Source organism: Micavibrio aeruginosavorus ARL-13, from assembly GCF_000226315.1.
Classification (GTDB): domain Bacteria; phylum Pseudomonadota; class Alphaproteobacteria; order Micavibrionales; family Micavibrionaceae; genus Micavibrio; species Micavibrio aeruginosavorus_B.
Genome location: NC_016026.1, coordinates 1,933,202 through 1,952,252 on the forward strand (window position 1 = coordinate 1,933,202; position 19,051 = coordinate 1,952,252).

Sequence of the window (19,051 nt, forward strand, 5' to 3'; positions counted from 1 at the left end):
AAACCCCGATCTGTTCGGGGTTTTCTTTTTAATACGCCGCCATCTGATCCGCCAAAATCGCCGTCGTGCGCACATTCACATCAAAGCGTGGTTCGTAATGCACCTCCGCCGAATGGATGGTGATGGATTTAACGGGCATGAATTTGCGTTTGAATTTATCCAGCGTTTCGGTTTCGGACCCACCAAAATTCATCCATGCGATATGATCCGCCGCCATGGCCCGGCATGTTTCAACAACCTGAAAATCCGCCAGTCCGGAAATCATGGCATCGCTCAAATTCGCCAGCAGATTTGACGTGCCCATATACGGGCGGTCATACACGGTGAACCCAACCGGAAAATCACCGCGCAAAAACACCAACCCACCAAACAAATGCGGCCATTTTTGAATCACGGAAAACAGCATCGTGTAATAGGTCGATAAATCCATATCGTCCAGTTCGCGCAGAACCATGGACCCCTCCCAATATTTCTGGGCGGCACGCATAGCCTTTAACGCGCGCGGATCGGACAAGGACAGCGTTGAAATGTCATCTTCCACCTTGCGGCATTTGTTACGGATTTTCATGAAGGCCGTGCCCTTCATCTCCGCCACGCGCGCGGTGTCCAGCACATGGACCGGATAGCGCCAATCCATCACCGTTTCATCAATGCGTTCGATCCGGGCCACGCGGTCATCCCGCCGGGCCCGGAGCGCATTTTCCAACTGGGCGAGATCCTGGTCCGTAAACCGGGCCAGGCGCACCCCGCCGGGTGGCGGGTCCAACCCGCACAGAACAGAGGCCGCCAAACGCCCACGCGCTTCCTGTCCAATCTCGGGGAAAGCCAGCAGGCCCGTGGGATTATGCGGATCGCGGCACACGACCATGGCCGCGCCATAGCCTTCGTGCAGCCATGCGCCGCGCCGTCCGGTCAAAACATAATAAATGGGAGCATTCAGATAGGTGTCGTCCCGGACCGCGCTGGACCGGTGGATCAGGTCATCAAATTTTTCATACGAAAAACCGCTTAGCACAATGAAAACCGTTCCCGTGCCCTGCACCTATATCCCGGATTATACAATCTTTGGTTGCAAACGCAACTAGCTTGCATCTTTTTTTGAGGATTCGTACGGAGGGATGATGGCGTTGCCCCAGAGATATTCGAACCGCTGTTTTTCCGCTTCATGGGCGGACCGGCTGTTCACGACGATGATCATCGCTTCCTGCCATAATTGCAGAGCCACCTTGTCGCCATAGATGAACGAGCTCATCCCCGCGCGGAACACATCGCGCGGCAGCCAACGATAATATTCAGCCGGTTGAACGAAATAGGCATCGCCCTCACACGCCAGCAGGCGTTCAGTGATGTTATGGGCCTTCATCCGCGACAAATGCGCCAAAAGCTTGTCCGGGTGCGATTCGTGGGACCGGCGTTCGTCCAGGTTGGCGATCAAAACCTCACCCCCGCTGGCCTTCATCGTCTCAAAAATATCATCCCACAATAAAGGCAGTGCATCAGCCCCCTTCAGGACCTTGACTGTGTCCCGGCGGCGTTGCACACCATAGTCACCCACAAATTCGATATCGGACCGTTCAAACGCCAGACGGATTGATTCCAGCGATTCCGCCCGGACATCATTCGTGCCCCGTTCGAAATTGTTGATAGCCGTCTTGGACATCCCCGCCGCATCGGCCAGGTCCTGTTGTGTCCACCCCAGAAGGCCGCGCCCGGCCCGACATTGCTCTTTCGTAATCATAGAATCAGTCTACCACGAACTAAATTCAAAAGAAATTGAACTTTGTACCGTTTTTTGTTGCAATTGTATGATTTTCGGAATATTGTTCAAATATCGTTGAATTTTGACACACTGATCAATGGAACACCTTGAAGGGGGGAAGACCATGGATGCCAACACACTGATGTGTGGTCAGCTGGCGCTGGATCGCTGCAAGAATTATGTAAATCATATTCATGCGATTCTGTTCCTCTGCGGCCAAAATGACGCCGCGCTGGATGAAAAGGCCATCAGCCACATCCACCGCATCGCCAGCCTGCTCGGGGAGGAGCTGGAAACCGGGTTTCAAATGCTGATGCCTGAAGCCGCAGACGGAGACCAAAGCAACGTTATTGAGTTTTCTGCGTACATTTAAAAACGCTACACACGCACACACAAGCAAGCCGGCCACCGCCAAAAATCGGTGGCCGGTTTTGTTATCGCCCCACGTTTCTCCGTACAAAAGACCGCTTTCGTGCTATCCATTTATATATGAAAAAATTTGACCCCTCTGCCATTACCGACCTCCTCAACGCCAGTCCCGAGCCGCTGACCAAGCGCCAGATTGCCGAAGCCCTGAACATCCGCGGCGAGCAGGAACGCGTCGAATTAAAAGACGCGCTGCGCATGCTGGAAGATGACGGCATCATCATCAAACAACCGGGCCAAGCCTACGCCATTCCCGAAGCCCTGCCCGCCGTGGCCATTATCGAAGTCACCGACATCGATCTGGACGGTGACACGCTGGCCCGCCCGGTGGATTGGAGCGAGGAATATCAAGGCCCTGCCCCGCGCATTGAAATCACGCCTGACATGAACAAGGGCCACCCGGCCCTTACCCCCGGCGATCGCGCGCTGGTCAAACTGAGCCGCGTTGCGCCGAACATGTACGAAGCCCGCGTGATCCGCCAGTTGGATACCGAACGCGGCCGCGTCATGGGTTTGGTCGTGCGCACGAAAAGCGGCTTTATCCTGCGCCCCGCGAACAAGAAGGCCAAGTTTGATTTCGACATCGCGCAGAAGGATTTGAACGGCGCGGATGAAAACGATCTGGTCGTCGCCGAAATCCAGCCCAGCCGCGGCGTGCGCAACGGCAAGGTGCGCGTGAAGGAAATTATTGGATCGCGCAATGATCCAAAGGCGATCAGCCTGCTGGCGTTGAACGAAGCCGGCTTGCGCGAAACATTCCCCGACGCGGTCATCCGCGAAACGGAAAAAATGACGGTGCCGACATTGGACAAGCGCGATGATTTGCGCCGCTGGCCGCTGGTCACCATTGACGGCATTGATGCGCGCGATTTCGATGACGCGGTCTTTGCCGAAAAAGATACCGAAAATGGCGGGTACCATTTGATCGTCGCCATTGCTGACGTCGCCTTCTATGTCCGCCCGGACAGCAATCTGGACCGCGAAGCCTATCGTCGCGGCAACTCCACCTATTTCCCCGACCGCGTCGTACCGATGCTGCCGGAAGCGTTGTCCAACGATCTCTGCTCGCTGCGCCCGAACGAAGACCGCGCCTGCATGGCCGTGCATATGTGGATCGACGATCACGGCAATCTGCAGAAATACAAATTCGTGCGCGGATTGATGCGATCCAAGGCTCGCCTGATTTACGAACAGGTCCAAGCCGCCCGCGATGGCACACCTGATGCCATCACCGGACCGTTGATGGATGAGGTCATCAACCCGCTGTATGAAGTGTATGAAGTCCTGCAAAAATCGCGCAATGAGCGCGGCGCGCTGGATCTGGATATTCCCGAACGCAAAATCGTTTTGAATGATAAAAACGAAATGACCGGCGTGGCCGTGCGGGCGCGCTACGATTCCCACAAACTGATCGAAGAATTTATGATTCTGGCCAACGTGGCCGCGGCCATGGCGCTGGAGGCCCGTAAAGCCCCGTGCATGTACCGCATTCACGATCGCCCCAGCCCGGAGAAGATTGACGCCGCCGCCGATTTTATCGACAGCTTTGGCCTGTCTTTGCCGCGTGGGCAAGTCATTCGCCCGGCGCAATTGAACGGCATTTTGCGTCAGGCCGATAAACTGCCCTACGGCCATCTGGTGCACCAGATGATCCTGCGGTCCCAGGCGCAGGCTATTTATCACCCGGACAATATCGGGCACTTTGGTCTGGCGCTGGAAAAATACGCGCACTTCACATCCCCCATTCGCCGTTATGCCGATTTGGTCGTGCACCGCAGTTTGATCCGCGCGTGGAACCTCGGCCCCGGCGGATTGAGCGATGAAGAAGTCGTGCAGATGGAAGAAATCGCCGACCACATTTCCCAAACCGAACGCACATCGGCGGAAGCCGAGCGCAATGCGGTGGACCGCTTTGCCGCCACCTTCTTGTCCACCCAAGTGGGGGCGCAGTTTTCGGGGCGGATCAGCGGCGTGACCCGCTTTGGCCTGTTCGTCACGCTGGATGAAAGCGGCGCGGACGGGATTGTGCCCATCCGCACCCTGCCCAACGATTTCTATGACCATGTCGAAGACCAGCACGCCCTGATCGGGCAGCGTTCGGGCCGGATTTACCGCCTTGGCGCCTCTATTGCGGTGCAGCTTAAAGAAGCCGACCCCCTGACCGGAGGGACAGTTTTCGCGGTTATTGGCACCGAAGGGGCCGATATTCCCGGGTTAACCTTCAAGAAAACTTTGCATAATTCTGGAAAACCCTCTAAGAAGAAACCATTCCATAGAGGCGGCCCGCGCAAGGGGTCCGGCAAGCCAAGCCACCGCAAAGGGCAAGGCGGCGGATTTCGGGGTGCTTCGGATGGTCAGCCGGGCAAAAAGCCGGGCGGACCAAAACGTGGAGGGAAAAAGCGCCGTTAGCGTATTGAACGGCCGCCCCCCTTTGCACCACTCTAAACCCAGTTAGAACAGGGAGCGTATCCATCGTGGCTAAGAAAAAACAAACCAATAACAACCACGCGCATAACAACGGACGCAAAAACAGCAACGGTAATGGCGGCGCACCGCGGGGCCGGAATATTTCCCCGACCGCGCAATCGATCAAAGTCAGCATTGCCGCCACCAACGACCAAACCCCAACCGACCCCGATGCGTTCAAAGCATCCACCATTACAACGGCGGTTCTGAACAGTTTTAAAATCAAGGAGCCGCATGACGCCGCCGCTGTGGCCGAGGCCACAACCGTGGTTCAAACCGTTGACAGTTCCGCCGTGCGCAAGGATCTGACCCATATTCCGTTCGTGACGATTGATGGCATTACATCACGCGATTTCGATGATGCCGTTCATGCCGAACCCGACACCGCCGCCGATAATGTTGGCGGATATCTGGTCAATGTCGCGATTGCCGATGTCGCCTGGTATGTCCGCCCGGGCAGTGCGCTGGACGATCAGGCTTTATCCCGCGGTTTCTCGGTCTATCCGCCGGATCGTGCGGTGCATATGCTGCCGAATGAATTGTCTGAACAGGCCTGCTCGCTGAAACCGAATGTTGACCGCTATGCGCTGGTTGCGCATATCCGCGTGAACAAGGATGGCGATGTACTGGACAGTTCCTATAGCCGCGCCATTATCCGTTCCCGCGCGCGCCTGACCTATGAAGGCGTGGATGAATTTCTGGCCGGTGAATTAAGCGGCGTTCCATCCGTTGCCGATACGCTGATCCCGCCCTTGCACGAAGTTTATGAAATCCTGAACCAGAATGCGATGAACCGTGGCAAGCTGAAATTCAGCTTTGGCAAAATGTCCAGCACGATTGGCGCGGATGGCTTCGTCAACGGCTTCGTGAAGGACGACAACCGTGAAGGTTCGCGTGAGCTGATCGAGGAATTAATGTGCCTGGCCAACTGTGTCGTGGCGCGGGACTTGCTGGCCCACGGCCAGTACCCGGTTATGACCCGTGTGCACGAAGAACCGGCCGAAGACCAAGTGACGAAAGCCAAAGCCCTGCTCTCCGCTGCTGGCATCACCAAACGCCATGGCGAAGAATGGACATTGGCCGATATCAACAAAATGCTGGATGATCCGGCCTATGCCGACAAGCATGATAAAATCCGCTCGGCCGCGATGAAGCTGATCAACCGTGGCGAATATGCCATTAACGAAACGGGCCACTTTGGTCTGGCGTTGAAAACATATTGCCACTTCACCTCGCCCATCCGCCGTTACCCGGATTTGCAGGTTCACCGCGCACTGATCTCTGCCTTTAATCTGGGCGAAGGCGGCATGGCCAAGGATGTTGATTTGAAATCCATGTTCAATCAGGCCGCCGCGATCAATGCACTGGATAACCAGGCCGATGCCGTGTATCGCATCGCCACCGACCGCTACGCCCTGGCCTTCCTGCATAAAACAGGCCCGGTGCATCAGGCCACGCTGAAGGACATCAAAAAGGATGGTGCGCTGGTTCTGGCGTTTGAAAATACGCCCCTGAAACTGACCGTCGACAAATCCTTTGTCCCGGCGGATGATTTCCGCATCAATATGAAGAAACGCCAGCTGGTGGACGATATGGGCACGGTGATCGGGATCAACGACAATGTGCCGGTGCGCATTTTGTCCTGTAACCCGCTGACCGGAACCTTCTCCATCGCCATGGACGGGTATACCTACCCCAAAGGCGGGACCCTTCAGCCCATGGCCCAAAAGGACCGGAAACAGGCCCCCAAAAACGGGTAAAATCCTAAAACCTTAAGAAATCCGGGACTTTCCCGGATTTTTTATGGGTTTGGCCATCGAAAAGCGCGGATATTTTCCATTTCATTTGTTGACTTTCCGGGCGAAATCCGCAATATGACGACCTGATTTCAAATTTGTAAGTGTTCTTGAAGGACCGAGAAAATGGCTAAAAAAGGCAACGCCGTTAAAGTGCGCATGGAAAGCTCCGCAGGTACGGGCTTCCGTTACTACACGAAACAAAACGCGAAAGCGCAAGGCAAGAAGCTCGAGCTGAAAAAGTTCGACCCGTGGGCCATTCACCCGGAAACCGGTAAAAAAGGCGCGCACGTTCTGTTCGAACAGAAGAAAATGCCTCCCTCAAAGAAATAAGAGTCCAAAAAATAGTTTTGGATTTGCATATGAATTCAAAAAGGGCGCCATCGGCGCCCTTTTTATTATTCCATCATCTGCCGGGCCTCTTGCCGGAATTTGTCCGGGTCCAGCGGGCCGATATCTTCAAAGATCGTCACGTTCCGCCCGCCATTCTTGGCCGCGTACAAACATTTATCCGCCCGCTCCAGCACACTTTGGACCGTGTGGTCACCAGAACGGATAATCGCCCCGCCGATTGACGTCGTCACAGTCAGAGCGCCCGCAGGAATATTCACATTAAACGGCTTGTCCCCGATGGAGCGGCGCAGACGTTCAGCCACAAACTGAGCCATGTCATCCGTCACATCCGGCAAGATCACCACAAATTCTTCGCCCCCCATCCGGGCGACAAGGTCAAACGAGCGCAACGAATCTTTCACGCGATAGGCAAAGGTTTTCAAAACCTCGTCCCCCACCCCGTGACCATAGGTGTCGTTGACGCCTTTAAACTTATCAATATCCATCATCAGAACGCAGAGCGTCTTCTTCGACTGCTCGTTTTTCTGTAGCAATTTCTGCAAATGGACTTCGAGATAGCGACGGTTATACAGGCCCGTCAGAGAATCGGTCAGCGCCATGGACAGGCTGATTTCGTAATTCGCACGCAAGCGGTCCTGGAACCGTTTGCGACGAATTTGTGTGCGGGCACGGGCCAGAAGCTCGTTCCGGTCGATCGGGCGCAAAATATAATCATGCGCGCCAATTTCCAGCCCGTGGGCAATACGCTGCATATCCTCGTCCGTGGCGACCATTAAAATCGGGATGGCGCGTGTACGTTCATTGGACCGCAGATGCGAACACAGGCGCAAGCCATCCTCGGATTTTAAATTCAGACTGACGATCAACAGGTCAAAATCGGATTTCGACGTTTCTTCGATCGCAGCCATGCCACCGGTAACGGATACAATATGGTCCTGATCCACCTGAAACGTCTTGGTGATCTTGTCGGTTTCGAAATTCTGATCTTCCACCAGCAGGATGCGCGCGTTTTCAAAAGATTCATCCATGACCGTCTTGTTGTCATCGGTCACACCCAATTGCGTCGCAGTATTTTCACGCACACGCCATTCATCCACCGTCATCTTCAGCCGCACCAGTGACCGCACACGGGCCATCAGGGCCACATCATTGACGGGCTTGGACAGAAAATCATCGGCGCCGGCTTCCAGTCCGCGAATGCGTTCAGCCGCATCGGTCAGGGCCGTAACCATGACAACAGGAATATGCGCCGACGCGGGATTGGCCTTGATCCGTTTACACACTTCAAACCCGTCCATGCCGGGCATCATTACATCCAGCAGAACGATATCGGGGCTGTCCTGTGCCACACGGTTCAGCGCTTCCTCCCCACTGGTCGCGGTGAGAACGTCGTAATACTCGCTGGACAGCTTGGCTTCCAGAAGCTTTACGTTCGGCAGAATATCATCAACGACAAGAACGCGTGCAGACATGGTTCAGATTCACAAAATCACTGTGTTGCGCCCAGATATTTCTGGATCGTTTCAATAAAATGCATCACGGAAATCGGTTTCGAAATGTAATCTTCGCACCCGCCTTCACGAATTTTTTGCTCATCGCCTTTCATGGCGAAGGCCGTTACGGCGATCACGGGAATGACTTTCAATTCCGCATCCGCCTTCAGCCAGCGTGTCACATCCAGCCCGGATACTTCCGGCAACTGAATGTCCATCAAAATCAAATCGGGTTTTTCGCGACGCGCCAGATCCAGAACCTCGTTCCCGTTTTTGGTGTCGACCGTGGCAATGCCATGGGCTTCCAGCAAATCGCGGAACAGCTTCATGTTCAGTTCGTTGTCTTCAACAATCAGGACTTTTTTTGTCATGCGCGCTCAAATCTTTTCAGAAAGGCTTACCGTGGATGGACGAATCGCCCGGATGGTGTCTTTGGAAGGATTCCCCTGCCCAAAGATAGGGCCCAAGTTATTGCCAAACCGTTAAGAAAACGGCGCACTTACCATATTGCAGATCTTTATTTCGGGGCTTTATTTCACCGACTTGGGCTGGGCACCATTGCGATGGCCGCCAACGGCCCCACAATCCTCGACGGGCAGTTTTTCCAGGGCCACCAGACTTTGCGTCACCGAAAATTCATCATAGGTGACATACATATGGCTGATCATGCCATTGTCGTGGAACACCGCATCCATTTCGTAATCCGATTGCGGTTCGGGATTGGATTGCGGAAAGAACGCCAGGTGCATCCGCCATGCCGGCGTGTTGACCAATGTTGGGTCGACGGTTGTGCCGAAACTGCGCTCATCCATGGCATTGATTTTTTTGCCGATGAAGACACTGACATCCACCGGGCCTTCTTCGTCACTGCCATCAAACATGGGCAGGGTCAGAAACGTTTTACCATCCCGTGCGGCCTTTAACGTGGCCAATGTGTGCCCCATGGGGAACAAGATATCGGGCGACAAACGATAATCCAACCCATCGGGTTTGCTGAACTCAGCCTTGCCGCCCTTGGAATCAACGGTTGCACGGCCGCGCAACTCCTGGAACACCGTACCATCGCGGCGACGACGGGATGTGAAATCAAACGTGTCACCGTCCAGTTGTTCATACGTCGCAAAATCACTGGTAATCCGCATGGGCGGCGTATCGGCGTATTCATACAGCATGTTAAAACGATGATCGCTGATCCACGCATCACAGGTCTTTTTCAATTCGAAATACATCTGACCACTGATGTTCAAAACCTGTGACCCGCTGCGGCGCTCAACCATCTCAATGTTATAGATGGCCTTGTGCGGGACGATGCTCGCCATTTCATCCTTGTAAACCTGCGCCAGGTTTTTGCGGGCTTTGGCGGACTTGGCCGGCTTTTCATCGCGGGCCGCGCCCATCACCGGATCATCCAGCGACACGTTAGCGCCCGGCACGTCGCGCAGGAACGTCACAGCGCCATACGCCGCCAGCCCCGCCACAGCCACACTGCCCAACAGAATAAGTGTCCAAATCCGCATCATTGGCTTTATCTATACGCCCTTCATGAAAACGACTACTGCGGCATCATACCCGAAAAAGCGGGCGGGGACCAACCGGGCAAAAAACGCCTAGTGTCCATAATCGACCGGGAAAAACGCGCCATTCCGGCCCCGCCCGCCCGGCAGGCCACGCGCCAGACCCTTGAAAACGCTCAATTTTAACCCCTCAAAAACTGGCACAGCTTTCGCAATATTAAAACCGAACGGGCAATCAACCCCACAAGGGGACGCCGGTTCGTAATAAGGGGTGTATTCGACGGAAGGGAATGCGTAGCAATGACAACCGACATCACATATCCAACGCAACAGGATCTGGTCACCAACACCGGGACCAATCCAATTTCGACCACATTGGTCAATCGCATGTACCGCGACAGCGTCACCCGCGCGCGGCCCGTCGGGAATGGACATCAAGATCCGGATCACGCCGACCAACAGCACAAGATCATCACCAATCTGGTTCACAACCACAATATGGAGCGCGAAGGATGGTGGAGAAAGATGAGCGCGACTGTCGCCCTGCTCCGCCATGCCAACAGCATTATCGACCAAGCCGAATCCAAAATTCGTGCCCAGCAGGAGCGCATTTTCATGCTGGAAGATCTGGCCACGGCCGACGATCTAACCGGGTTGAAAAATCGCCGTGGTTTCTTTGAAGCCTTTGAACGCGAGCTGGATCTGTGCAATCGCGGTAAATCAAATGGCGGGCTGTTGGTGATGATTGATCTGGACAACTTCAAAACCACCAACGACACACACGGCCATCTGGCGGGTGATGCGTGCCTGCGCCTGGTGGGCCGGACATTGCAGAATGAAATTCGCGCCATGGACACCGCCGCCCGTATGGGTGGGGATGAATTCATCCTGTTGCTGTCCAACACCACACGCGATGACGCCACCGCCCGCGCCCAAACCATTGCGGCACGATTGAACAATCTGTCACTGGCCTGGTATGGCGATTTGATCCCGATCCGCGCCAGTGTCGGTTTGAAAAATTTCGGTGCCGGGGACCAGATTGATTTGATCATCCGCGATGCCGATGCGCGCATGTACCAGACCAAGGCCGCGCGCAGCCGATCCCTTTCATACCCGGTCCACAGCACATCCGTGCCGGACCCGGCCAACCGATAGGGGGAAAAGAAGGAATGCGCCGGGAATATCCGGGGGCCTAACCCCGCCCACCATTCCATGGTTTTCCAGTCGCCACCCCGTGTTGCCCCCTGACCCAACCCCAAACCCCAGGGCAACAGGCGATCCCCCAGCCCGGCTTGCGTCCCCCATGCAAGCCGGGCTCTTCTTTTGGGGGCCAACCGACCCCCAAATTAACCTTTTCAGAAAATCTTGCTTTTCGTTCAGCGTGGCCTTAAAACCATAAATATGAAAAACGGGGATTGGGCCCCGCTTCAGGAGCAAAAAATCAGATGCCTGACCGTTTGTCGCTGACAAGCTCTTTCAACACCGCCTTGCTTCCCCTGATGGACGAAGACATGGTCTGCGCCCCATGGAACAAGGCGCTGAAGAGCCTGGATCACGTCGCCATGTGCGGGCTGATGCAACAAGGCCTGGCCCCAGACCATCCCATCGACCCGCTGGGCGGCACAGCGTTGCAGTATTTAATCCATCTGGAACCCAAAAGCGATATGCACGCCGGAAGCATTGACCGGGCCGTAAAAAATCTGATCCGCTATGGGGCCAATTTGTTATCGCCGAATTATTGCGGATTACTGCCCGCCGATTATGCGCTGTGCGGCGACAACCAACCGCTGGCCCATACCGTGACCATGCACACTTTGCATCAGCAAATCAGACGGGGCGCACAACTCTTCTATCCAGCCATCGACCGTTTGTTTTCGATCCTGCCGGACCGTGAAGGACGGCGGCTGGATGCCTGGAACAACCTGCGCGAAAATCTGGACATGATCACCGATTACATCAACGCCGCATTCAGCAGCGAAGATTTTGAACCGTGGCTGTTGCAGATGAGCGTGAAAGATTACAACTACTGGCAGGACCCCGTGCAGGATAAAAAACTGGTGAACCTGCCGGACCCAACGTCGCAAATGGAAGATTTATTCGAAAAATTTAGCTTTATGCGTAACAATCTGAATTTGCGCGGCACTTTTTCGCAATATACGAAAACGCATGATTTAAATGCGGAATTCAATGCTGCTCTGGCCGCAGAACAGGATTTGCGTCACGCTGAATACACACGTGCCCGTAAATATCCACGCCCCCGGCCCTAATTCCTTAAGCTCTGTAATTTTTCTGTAAGATTGATCCCGTACTGTCATATCTACGGGACAGCTTGACGTTTTACACCAAGTGCCTAAATCACTTCTATCGGGTGGTTTGCAGGCCAGCCGTGTCGCGTAAAGCGTGTGGGGTCCGTGAATACTGGCGACCCGTTCCAGCCTGCGTAAACAAGTCTTGGAAAAAACACACGTAGGAGGCCCACAATGGCGTTCTCAAATCTTGTACCGTTTCAACGCAAAACGCTGACCTCCGATCATCCGGGCCTGCGCGGATGGGAAGAATTCAGCCGCGAAGTTGACAAATTATTCGACAGCTTTTTCAGCGACGGGTTTGACCGCACGGTATCGCCGAATTCTGCCATGACCGGCGGGACGCTGGGGCTGAATATCGATATCAGCGAAACCGATGCGGCCTATATCATTGCCGCTGATCTGCCCGGCGTGGACCGCAAGGATGTGGACATCACGCTGGAAGATGGGCTGCTGACTCTGTCGGGACAGAAAACCATTGAGTCGGAAACCGAAGGAAAAACGTTCCATCGCATCGAACGCCGTTACGGCAGCTTTAAACGCCTGCTACAACTGCCCGACGACGCGGACGAGAATGCGGTTGAGGCCACGATGAAAGATGGCGTTCTGACCGTCAGCATTGGCCGCAACAAGGCCGCACGCCCGGAAACGAAAAAAATCGCCATCAAGGATGTGCAATAGATACCGTCCGAAAAACGGCAAAAGAATACCCCCGGTGCGTGAATCCACACCGGGGGTCAATTCTTAATCGATATGGCGATTAAGCGGTTTTCTTTTCCGCCGTTTCAACCTTCACCGGCATAACAACTTTCAAATGCAGGTCGCGCAATTGTTCCGGGGTCGGATCGCTTGGGGCCTGCATCATCTGGTCTTCATACGCGCCGTTCATCACGAAGGCATAGACTTCGCGCAGGTTCGGTTCGTTGGCCAGCAGCATGACGATACGGTCAATCCCGAAGGCACAGCCACCGTGCGGCGGTGCGCCGTAGCGGAAGGCGTTCAGCATACCGCCGAATTTTTTCTCCAGCACATCCTTGCCATACCCGGCAATGGCGAAGGCCTTTTCCATGATCTCGGCCTTGTGGTTCCGGATACCACCCGACGCCAGTTCAAAGCCGTTGCACACGCAATCATACTGGTTCGCCAGAATATCCAGCGGGTTTTTGTGTTCCAGCGAATCCATTCCGCCCTGCGGCATCGAGAACGGGTTGTGCGAGAAATCAACCTTGCCGGATTTTTCATCCATTTCGTACATCGGGAAATCAACGACCCAGCAGAATTTGTAAACGCCCTTCTCGCGCACACCCATGTCATCACAGATACGGTCGCGAGCCTTACCCGCGAATTTCGCGGCCTTTTCCGGCATATCACAGGCGAAAAAGATCGCATCGCCATCTTGCAGGCCGGCAATGTTTTTCAGCACGGCCAGCGCCTCAGCCGGAACGAATTTCGCGATCGGGCCTTTGCCTTCGCCGCCTTCGATCTGGATATAGCCCAAACCTGCGGCCCCTTCGCCACGGGCCCAGTCATTCAGCTTATCAAAGAAGCTGCGCGGTTGGCCGGCCACACCCGGCGCACGGATGGCTTTCACCACGCCGCCTTTGGCCAAAACGCCCTTGAACGCGTTGAACGTCACGTCTTCGCGCGCAAACACTTCGGTCACATCAACGATGATCAACGGGTTGCGCAGATCCGGCTTGTCCGAACCATATTTGGACATGGCGTCGGCATAGGTCAGGTTCGGCAACCATTCAACGCGGTGATCGGTTCCGGTCCAGTTGGCGAAATCCTTGAACACGCCATCAATCACCGGGGTCATGGTGGCAAAGATTTCTTCTTGGGTCACGAACGCCATTTCAACGTCGAGCTGGTAGAATTCGGCCAGACGGTCGGCACGGCCATCTTCGTCACGGAAGCATGGCGCGATTTGGAAGTAACGGTCAAAACCGGACACCATCAGCAATTGCTTGAACTGCTGCGGCGCTTGCGGCAGAGCATAGAATTTGCCCGGGTGCAGACGCGACGGCACCAGATAGTCACGCGCCCCTTCCGGTGACGACGCGGTCAGGATCGGGGTGTTGAATTCCTGGAACCCTTGGTCCCACATGCGGCGACGCATGGATGCAATCACGTTGTTGCGCAGGCGGATGCGTTTGTGCATCCCTTCGCGGCGCAGATCGAGGAAACGGTATTTCAGGCGGATGTCCTCGCCCGCGTTGTCTTCGTCCGCGACCTGCAACGGCAGGACGTCAGCGGCGGATTGCAGGATGGCGTTGTCGATATACACCTCGATATCGCCCGTGGTCATTTTGGCGTTTTCGGTGCCAGGGTGACGCGCCTTTACACGACCTTCGATCGTGATAACGGATTCAGGGCGCCATTTTTCGATTTCCTGCAATTGCGGGCTGTCCTGGTCCACCACGCATTGGGTCAGGCCCGTCGTATCACGCAGGTCAATGAACAGCACACCACCATGGTCGCGTTTGCGATGGATCCAGCCGGACAGTTTCACCGTCTGGCCCTCGTCCTTTTTCGTCAGTTGGCCGCATTTATGGGTGCGATAGGCGTGCATGGTCATAAAACCCCGTCAAAAGTGAAGAAATACAGGGGCGGACAATAGCCCTAAGCCCCCGGAAATTCAAGAAACAATGGGGTTTTCACCCCCAAAAGGCGCAAAAAAGCGTGACAAACCCTATCCCCTTGGCTAAAAGCGCAGTTATTCATAATCATTTACAATAAAAAGTCAGGGATCGCGTTATGTTGAGTGATAAATTTAAGCAGCTTCTGGACATTCAGGAGGAGCGCCTGAGCGCCATCCGCGCCGATTGCGCCCCCTTTGCCGGGACCGAAGACGCCCCCCAAAAAGTGCACCAGCGCATCGTGGACGACATTGATCGCATTATTGACCTGACACGCGCGTTCCGCGCCGCCACGCCAACCACCGCACAGGACAAGCAGAACGTCCTGCAAACCTATGGCCAATCCTCGAAAATCAGCATGGAATTGTCCGGTTTCATCTTTCAGAACAGCCATTGTTCCGGTGCGTTCCGCCACGTCGCCCTGCAGAAGCACGGGGCGCTGGTTCATGTGATTGCCCGGGAACAGGTCACCACATGCGTCAATATGGGCTGGGCCCTGATTGAGGATATTCTGGCCGCCTCGCGGAAGCGGACATCGGAAACCGGCCCCATCGTCGCCAGTGCCAATACAGCCGCCGATACAGCCGATATCCCCTACACCCCCGCCCCAATGGATCAGGCTGCGCTCGACCGCACCAGCCTGTACAGCCAGGATGGCAATATTTATACCTTGCGCCCCCGGAATAAGGACAAGAACGGCCCGAGGCCGGAATAATGGCTTAGCTCTGGACCATCAGGCGGGCTTCTGCCAATATGATCCGGCCCTTCACACTATTACCATAAAGCGAATGACCATTATTTCCGCGACCGATGAATTAAAAACCCTGTGCCATGATCTGGCACAGCACCCGTTCATAACGGTCGATACGGAATTCCTGCGCGATAAAACTTATTTCCCGGTTTTATGCCTGATTCAGGTTGCCTCGCCCGATGGTCAACCCTATGCCGTCGACCCGCTGGCCGAGGGCATTGATCTGACGCCGCTGTATGAATTGATGATGAACCGCGCCGTGTTGAAAGTGTTCCACGCCGCGCGACAGGATTTGGAAATCTTCTTTAACATGATGGGGTCCATCCCCACACCTGTGTTTGACACCCAGGTCGCCGCCATGGTGTGCGGGTTCGGGGATCAAATTGGATACCTCAATCTGGTGCAGGAAATCTGCCACCAGAAACTGGACAAGGGCGCGCAGTTTACCGACTGGTCCCGCCGTCCGTTGTCGGACAAACAAGTCAAATACGCGTTGGATGACGTGACATGGCTGCGCGATGTATACCGTAAGCTCGATCACGATTTGAAAAAACGTGATCGCACCAGCTGGGTCAACGAGGAAATGAACATCCTGACCGACCCCGCCACCTATACCAACCCGCCCGACACGGCGTGGAAGCGCATTAAACTACGCACCGAGAAACCAAAAGCCTTGGCCGTGTTAAAAGAAGTCGCCGCATGGCGCGAGCGCGAGGCCCAACGCCGTAACGTTCCGCGCGGGCGCATCCTGCGCGATGAGACGCTGGCCGACCTGGCCGTGCATGGCCCGCGCACACCGGATGAATTGAAACATATCCGCAATATCGGCGAAGATGTCGCACGCGGCAAACTGGGCAAAGCCATTTTGGAAGCCGTCGAGGCTGGGCTGGCCCTGCCCAAGGAACTGGTCCCGGTGATTGAGAAGAAAAAGCCATTGCCCATGTCGATGGTGCCGGTGGTGGAGATGATGAAGCTTCTCCTGCGCATTGTCGCCGCCGAAAATGAAGTGGCCGCGCGATTGATCGCCGACCCGGACGAACTGGAAGCCATTGCCCGTGATGACGATGCCGACGTTGCCCCGATGAAGGGATGGCGGTTTGAAGTTTTCGGACGCGAAGCCCTGGCCCTGAAACACGGCAAGATCGCCCTGGGCGTTGATGGGCGCCAGGGTATCCGCCGGATTCCGGTGCAATAACCCCAATCCCCGCATTGCAAAAACAATTCATCTGGCCATGACAGCACATGACGGCTAGTCTGCGGATCATGGATGACAGGCACACATCAGACAGCATTGACCATTATGAATTGCGCGTGACATTACTTCCCGCCTTTGCCGCCGCTGTACGCGGGGGCACCGGGGAACAAGCGCTGTGGCCCCTTTATCGCATTTTGTGCGCCAACAATCTGCGCCTGGAAAACTATCTTGATCGTGTCATGCGCGTGTGCACCGCATTGGGTGATGACCATCCCAACACGATCAAAATGAAAAAACTCCTCAGTGATGAAGGATTCAAAAACCAGATCGAGGATACGTTCTGTCTGATCCCGGAATCCGGCACACCGCTCAACCGGCGGGACCGCGCCTATCTGGCCAGTGTGTTCAAGACTGCATCCCTGTCGCGCTATGTGTTCGGGTATGAATGGAACCTGATCCAGACCGCGCAACCATCGCGGCCGCCCACACCAACACGCTGATTTCCGCCGATTTTTGCATCGCAACAACCAATAATTTTGCCCGGTTCCTGCCGTTTGGAGTACAGTCCCGCATCCTAAAAACAGAACAATACAGGGGCGGGCACAATGGGACAGTTTCAAGCCGTTTTAGTCGATATTGATGGCACCACAGCCGATTGCGAGCAACGCAACCGCGGTGTGCTGGAAGATGTCGCCGCCGCCCATGGCGGAAAAATTGAAAAGCAGGACTGGCTGATCCTCGCCGGAACCAACGATCATTTCATTCATGGCTGGCTGGCCCAACAATTTAAGACCTTCAACATCGCCGCCGATGATTTCGTTATGGAAGTCAAAAAGGGTTATCTGCAACGCGCGTTCGAAGTTGTGGCGCGCGACGGCATGGTCGATAATTTCAATCATATCATCCGCAACAAAATGCCCATCGCGGCCGTGACCAATTCCCCAACCGATATCGCCCTGTCGAACATCACCGCCACTGGATGCCTGCCATACATGCAGTTCGTCCTGACCGCGGATGATGTCAAGGCCGCGGGCCGCCCGATCAAACCGGCACCGGACCCGTATTTGATGGGGGCGGAACGTCTGGGCGTTGCCCCCGAAGACTGCATCGTATTTGAAGACAGCAAAACCGGCGTCACCGCCGGGGTCGCCGCCGGATGCACCGTCATTCAAATTGTGGATGATCCGGCCTTTGCCGCACCGAATGCGCATTATCACGCGTATAATGCTCAGCAATTGCGGGCCATCTGCAAGAAATTGATTCCTTAAAACACACGGACTGCATCATCATGCGCATCGGCATCGACCTTGGCGGGACCAAGACGGAAATTATTTGCCTGGATAAAAACAACGGCAAGGAATTGTACCGCCAGCGTGTACCGACGCAAAAGGGATCATACGAATCCACCATCACCACCATTCGCAGTCTGGTCGAACAGGCGGAAGCCACGCTGGGCCAAACCGGCACCGTGGGTGTCGGCATTCCGGGCACCGTGTCACGCGATACTGGCCTTGTTAAAAATGCCAACAGCACATGGCTGATCGGCAAACCGCTGGACAAGGATTTGTCCGACGCGTTGGGCCGCCCGATCCGGACCGAAAACGATGCCAATTGCCTAGCCGTGTCCGAAGCCACCGATGGTGCGGGCGCGGGAAAATCCGTCGTCTTCGCTGTGATCATTGGCACCGGATGCGGTGCGGGGATTGCGGTGGATGGACGCGCCGTGCCGGGCATTAACGGGATTGGTGGCGAATGGGGGCATAACCCGTTGCCGTACCCCACCGTCTATAACCCCGATGCACAATCATTATACAGCGCGTTCGAATCCGCACCGGGCGTCACCGATACGCTGCACACCTACTTCACCGACGATGTGAAATTGTCCGAATATCCGGGCCCGTTGTGCTATTGCGGGCGGCGCGGCTGTCTGGAGACATGGATTTCCGGCACCGGATTTAAAAACGATTATCACCGCGTAACGGGTGAGGCGATATCCACCCACGACATCATTGCCGCATCGAAAGCGGGTGAGGCCAAGGCCGTGGCCGCTCTGCACCGTTATGCCGACCGTGTGGCGCGCGGGTTGGCCGGGGTCATCAACATCCTCGACCCCGATATCGTCGTCCTGGGTGGCGGGATGAGCAATGTTGATGCATTGTACGATCTGCTGCCCAAAATCTGGGGCCGCTATATCTTCTCGGATCACGTCAACACCGCCCTCGCCCCAGCCCGCCATGGTGATTCATCGGGCGTGCGCGGTGCCGCATGGCTGTGGTCCCGTGATGAAGCGGCATAATTCGCAATTTACATGCTTGATCCTTAACCTTATCGGTTTATTCTTATAGGCAAGGA

The 19,051-nt window shown here is 55.3% G+C and carries 18 protein-coding genes; 12 read left to right on the plus strand and 6 right to left on the minus strand.

The genetic code is table 11. The annotated features are described in order from the left end of the window. Nucleotides 1–28 precede the first annotated feature (28 nt). Nucleotides 29–1,015 carry a hypothetical protein gene (locus tag MICA_RS09210; protein WP_148260459.1) on the minus strand — a complete coding sequence of 329 codons (987 nt, stop codon included), beginning with the start codon at nt 1,013–1,015 and terminating at the stop codon, nt 29–31. A 66-nt stretch (nt 1,016–1,081) separates the two neighbouring features. Beyond that, a complete protein-coding gene (locus tag MICA_RS09215) occupies nt 1,082–1,738 on the minus strand; it encodes a helix-turn-helix domain-containing protein (RefSeq protein WP_014103481.1) in 657 nt (218 codons plus the stop codon). Nucleotides 1,739–1,883: 145 nt separating this feature from the next. Between MICA_RS09215 and MICA_RS09220 the strand changes: the two genes are divergently transcribed. The 4 genes from MICA_RS09220 (at nt 1,884) to rpmG (ending at nt 6,780) form a co-directional block, all read left to right on the plus strand. Beyond that, nucleotides 1,884–2,132, plus strand: coding sequence for a hypothetical protein (locus MICA_RS09220; RefSeq protein WP_014103483.1), 249 nt, complete (start codon nt 1,884–1,886; stop codon nt 2,130–2,132). A gap of 116 nt (nt 2,133–2,248) precedes the next feature. Continuing rightward, nucleotides 2,249–4,594, plus strand: a complete 2,346-nt coding sequence (rnr, locus tag MICA_RS09225) for a ribonuclease R (RefSeq protein WP_014103484.1) — start codon at nt 2,249–2,251, stop codon at nt 4,592–4,594. Nucleotides 4,595–4,659: 65 nt separating this feature from the next. Further along, nucleotides 4,660–6,411: an RNB domain-containing ribonuclease gene (locus MICA_RS09230; RefSeq protein ID WP_014103485.1), complete on the plus strand. Its 1,752-nt coding sequence runs from the start codon at nt 4,660–4,662 to the stop codon at nt 6,409–6,411. A 162-nt stretch (nt 6,412–6,573) separates the two neighbouring features. Next, entirely contained in the window at nt 6,574–6,780 is a 207-nt protein-coding gene (gene rpmG, locus MICA_RS09235; protein WP_014103486.1) for a 50S ribosomal protein L33, read from the plus strand. 65 nt (nt 6,781–6,845) lie between these two features. Here rpmG and MICA_RS09240 read toward each other — a convergent pair whose 3' ends face one another. From MICA_RS09240 to MICA_RS09250, 3 genes are all read right to left on the minus strand, one after another. Further along, complete coding sequence (locus MICA_RS09240; RefSeq protein ID WP_014103487.1) at nt 6,846–8,273, minus strand: PleD family two-component system response regulator; 1,428 nt, start codon at nt 8,271–8,273, stop codon at nt 6,846–6,848. A gap of 17 nt (nt 8,274–8,290) precedes the next feature. Further along, complete coding sequence (locus tag MICA_RS09245) at nt 8,291–8,665, minus strand: response regulator (RefSeq protein WP_014103488.1); 375 nt, start codon at nt 8,663–8,665, stop codon at nt 8,291–8,293. Between the two features lie 159 nt (nt 8,666–8,824). Then, entirely contained in the window at nt 8,825–9,814 is a 990-nt protein-coding gene (locus MICA_RS09250) for a cell envelope integrity EipB family protein (RefSeq protein WP_014103489.1), read from the minus strand. A 294-nt stretch (nt 9,815–10,108) separates the two neighbouring features. On the opposite strand from MICA_RS09250, the gene MICA_RS09255 reads away from it, so the two are divergent. From MICA_RS09255 to MICA_RS09265, 3 genes are all read left to right on the plus strand, one after another. Next, complete coding sequence (locus tag MICA_RS09255; protein WP_014103490.1) at nt 10,109–10,963, plus strand: GGDEF domain-containing protein; 855 nt, start codon at nt 10,109–10,111, stop codon at nt 10,961–10,963. A 290-nt stretch (nt 10,964–11,253) separates the two neighbouring features. Continuing rightward, nucleotides 11,254–12,075, plus strand: a complete 822-nt coding sequence (locus MICA_RS09260; RefSeq protein ID WP_014103491.1) for a hypothetical protein — start codon at nt 11,254–11,256, stop codon at nt 12,073–12,075. Nucleotides 12,076–12,288: 213 nt separating this feature from the next. Further along, entirely contained in the window at nt 12,289–12,795 is a 507-nt protein-coding gene (locus MICA_RS09265; protein ID WP_014103492.1) for an Hsp20/alpha crystallin family protein, read from the plus strand. Between the two features lie 79 nt (nt 12,796–12,874). Here the strand turns inward: MICA_RS09265 and aspS are convergent, their stop codons facing one another. Further along, nucleotides 12,875–14,686: an aspartate--tRNA ligase gene (aspS, locus tag MICA_RS09270; RefSeq protein ID WP_014103493.1), complete on the minus strand. Its 1,812-nt coding sequence runs from the start codon at nt 14,684–14,686 to the stop codon at nt 12,875–12,877. Nucleotides 14,687–14,871: 185 nt separating this feature from the next. Between aspS and MICA_RS09275 the strand changes: the two genes are divergently transcribed. The 5 genes from MICA_RS09275 (at nt 14,872) to MICA_RS09295 (ending at nt 18,995) form a co-directional block, all read left to right on the plus strand. Further along, the gene (locus tag MICA_RS09275) at nt 14,872–15,468 is read left to right on the plus strand and encodes a hypothetical protein (RefSeq protein ID WP_014103494.1); all 597 of its coding nucleotides are present in this window, start codon (nt 14,872–14,874) and stop codon (nt 15,466–15,468) included. A 73-nt stretch (nt 15,469–15,541) separates the two neighbouring features. Then, nucleotides 15,542–16,699, plus strand: coding sequence for a ribonuclease D (gene rnd / locus MICA_RS09280; protein ID WP_014103495.1), 1,158 nt, complete (start codon nt 15,542–15,544; stop codon nt 16,697–16,699). A 47-nt stretch (nt 16,700–16,746) separates the two neighbouring features. Then, nucleotides 16,747–17,199: a hypothetical protein gene (locus tag MICA_RS09285; protein WP_148260461.1), complete on the plus strand. Its 453-nt coding sequence runs from the start codon at nt 16,747–16,749 to the stop codon at nt 17,197–17,199. A gap of 105 nt (nt 17,200–17,304) precedes the next feature. Then, complete coding sequence (locus tag MICA_RS09290; protein ID WP_014103497.1) at nt 17,305–17,967, plus strand: HAD family hydrolase; 663 nt, start codon at nt 17,305–17,307, stop codon at nt 17,965–17,967. Between the two features lie 20 nt (nt 17,968–17,987). Continuing rightward, complete coding sequence (locus MICA_RS09295; protein WP_014103498.1) at nt 17,988–18,995, plus strand: ROK family protein; 1,008 nt, start codon at nt 17,988–17,990, stop codon at nt 18,993–18,995. Nucleotides 18,996–19,051 lie beyond the last annotated feature (56 nt).

Excerpts from the sequence above, each read along its gene's own strand:
- MICA_RS09285 (WP_148260461.1), top strand. The coding sequence starts at position 16,747 with ATGACGGCTAGTCTGCGGATCATGGATGACAGGCACACATCAGACAGC.
- MICA_RS09295 (WP_014103498.1), top strand. The coding sequence starts at position 17,988 with ATGCGCATCGGCATCGACCTTGGCGGGACCAAGACGGAAATTATTTGC.
- MICA_RS09255 (WP_014103490.1), top strand. The coding sequence starts at position 10,109 with ATGACAACCGACATCACATATCCAACGCAACAGGATCTGGTCACCAAC.
- MICA_RS09275 (WP_014103494.1), top strand. The coding sequence starts at position 14,872 with ATGTTGAGTGATAAATTTAAGCAGCTTCTGGACATTCAGGAGGAGCGC.
- MICA_RS09290 (WP_014103497.1), top strand. The coding sequence starts at position 17,305 with ATGGGACAGTTTCAAGCCGTTTTAGTCGATATTGATGGCACCACAGCC.
- rpmG (WP_014103486.1), top strand. The coding sequence starts at position 6,574 with ATGGCTAAAAAAGGCAACGCCGTTAAAGTGCGCATGGAAAGCTCCGCA.
- MICA_RS09240 (WP_014103487.1), bottom strand. The coding sequence starts at position 8,273 with ATGTCTGCACGCGTTCTTGTCGTTGATGATATTCTGCCGAACGTAAAG.
- aspS (WP_014103493.1), bottom strand. The coding sequence starts at position 14,686 with ATGCACGCCTATCGCACCCATAAATGCGGCCAACTGACGAAAAAGGAC.
- MICA_RS09220 (WP_014103483.1), top strand. The coding sequence starts at position 1,884 with ATGGATGCCAACACACTGATGTGTGGTCAGCTGGCGCTGGATCGCTGC.
- MICA_RS09265 (WP_014103492.1), top strand. The coding sequence starts at position 12,289 with ATGGCGTTCTCAAATCTTGTACCGTTTCAACGCAAAACGCTGACCTCC.
- rnd (WP_014103495.1), top strand. The coding sequence starts at position 15,542 with ATGACCATTATTTCCGCGACCGATGAATTAAAAACCCTGTGCCATGAT.
- MICA_RS09260 (WP_014103491.1), top strand. The coding sequence starts at position 11,254 with ATGCCTGACCGTTTGTCGCTGACAAGCTCTTTCAACACCGCCTTGCTT.
- MICA_RS09250 (WP_014103489.1), bottom strand. The coding sequence starts at position 9,814 with ATGATGCGGATTTGGACACTTATTCTGTTGGGCAGTGTGGCTGTGGCG.
- MICA_RS09245 (WP_014103488.1), bottom strand. The coding sequence starts at position 8,665 with ATGACAAAAAAAGTCCTGATTGTTGAAGACAACGAACTGAACATGAAG.
- MICA_RS09215 (WP_014103481.1), bottom strand. The coding sequence starts at position 1,738 with ATGATTACGAAAGAGCAATGTCGGGCCGGGCGCGGCCTTCTGGGGTGG.
- rnr (WP_014103484.1), top strand. The coding sequence starts at position 2,249 with ATGAAAAAATTTGACCCCTCTGCCATTACCGACCTCCTCAACGCCAGT.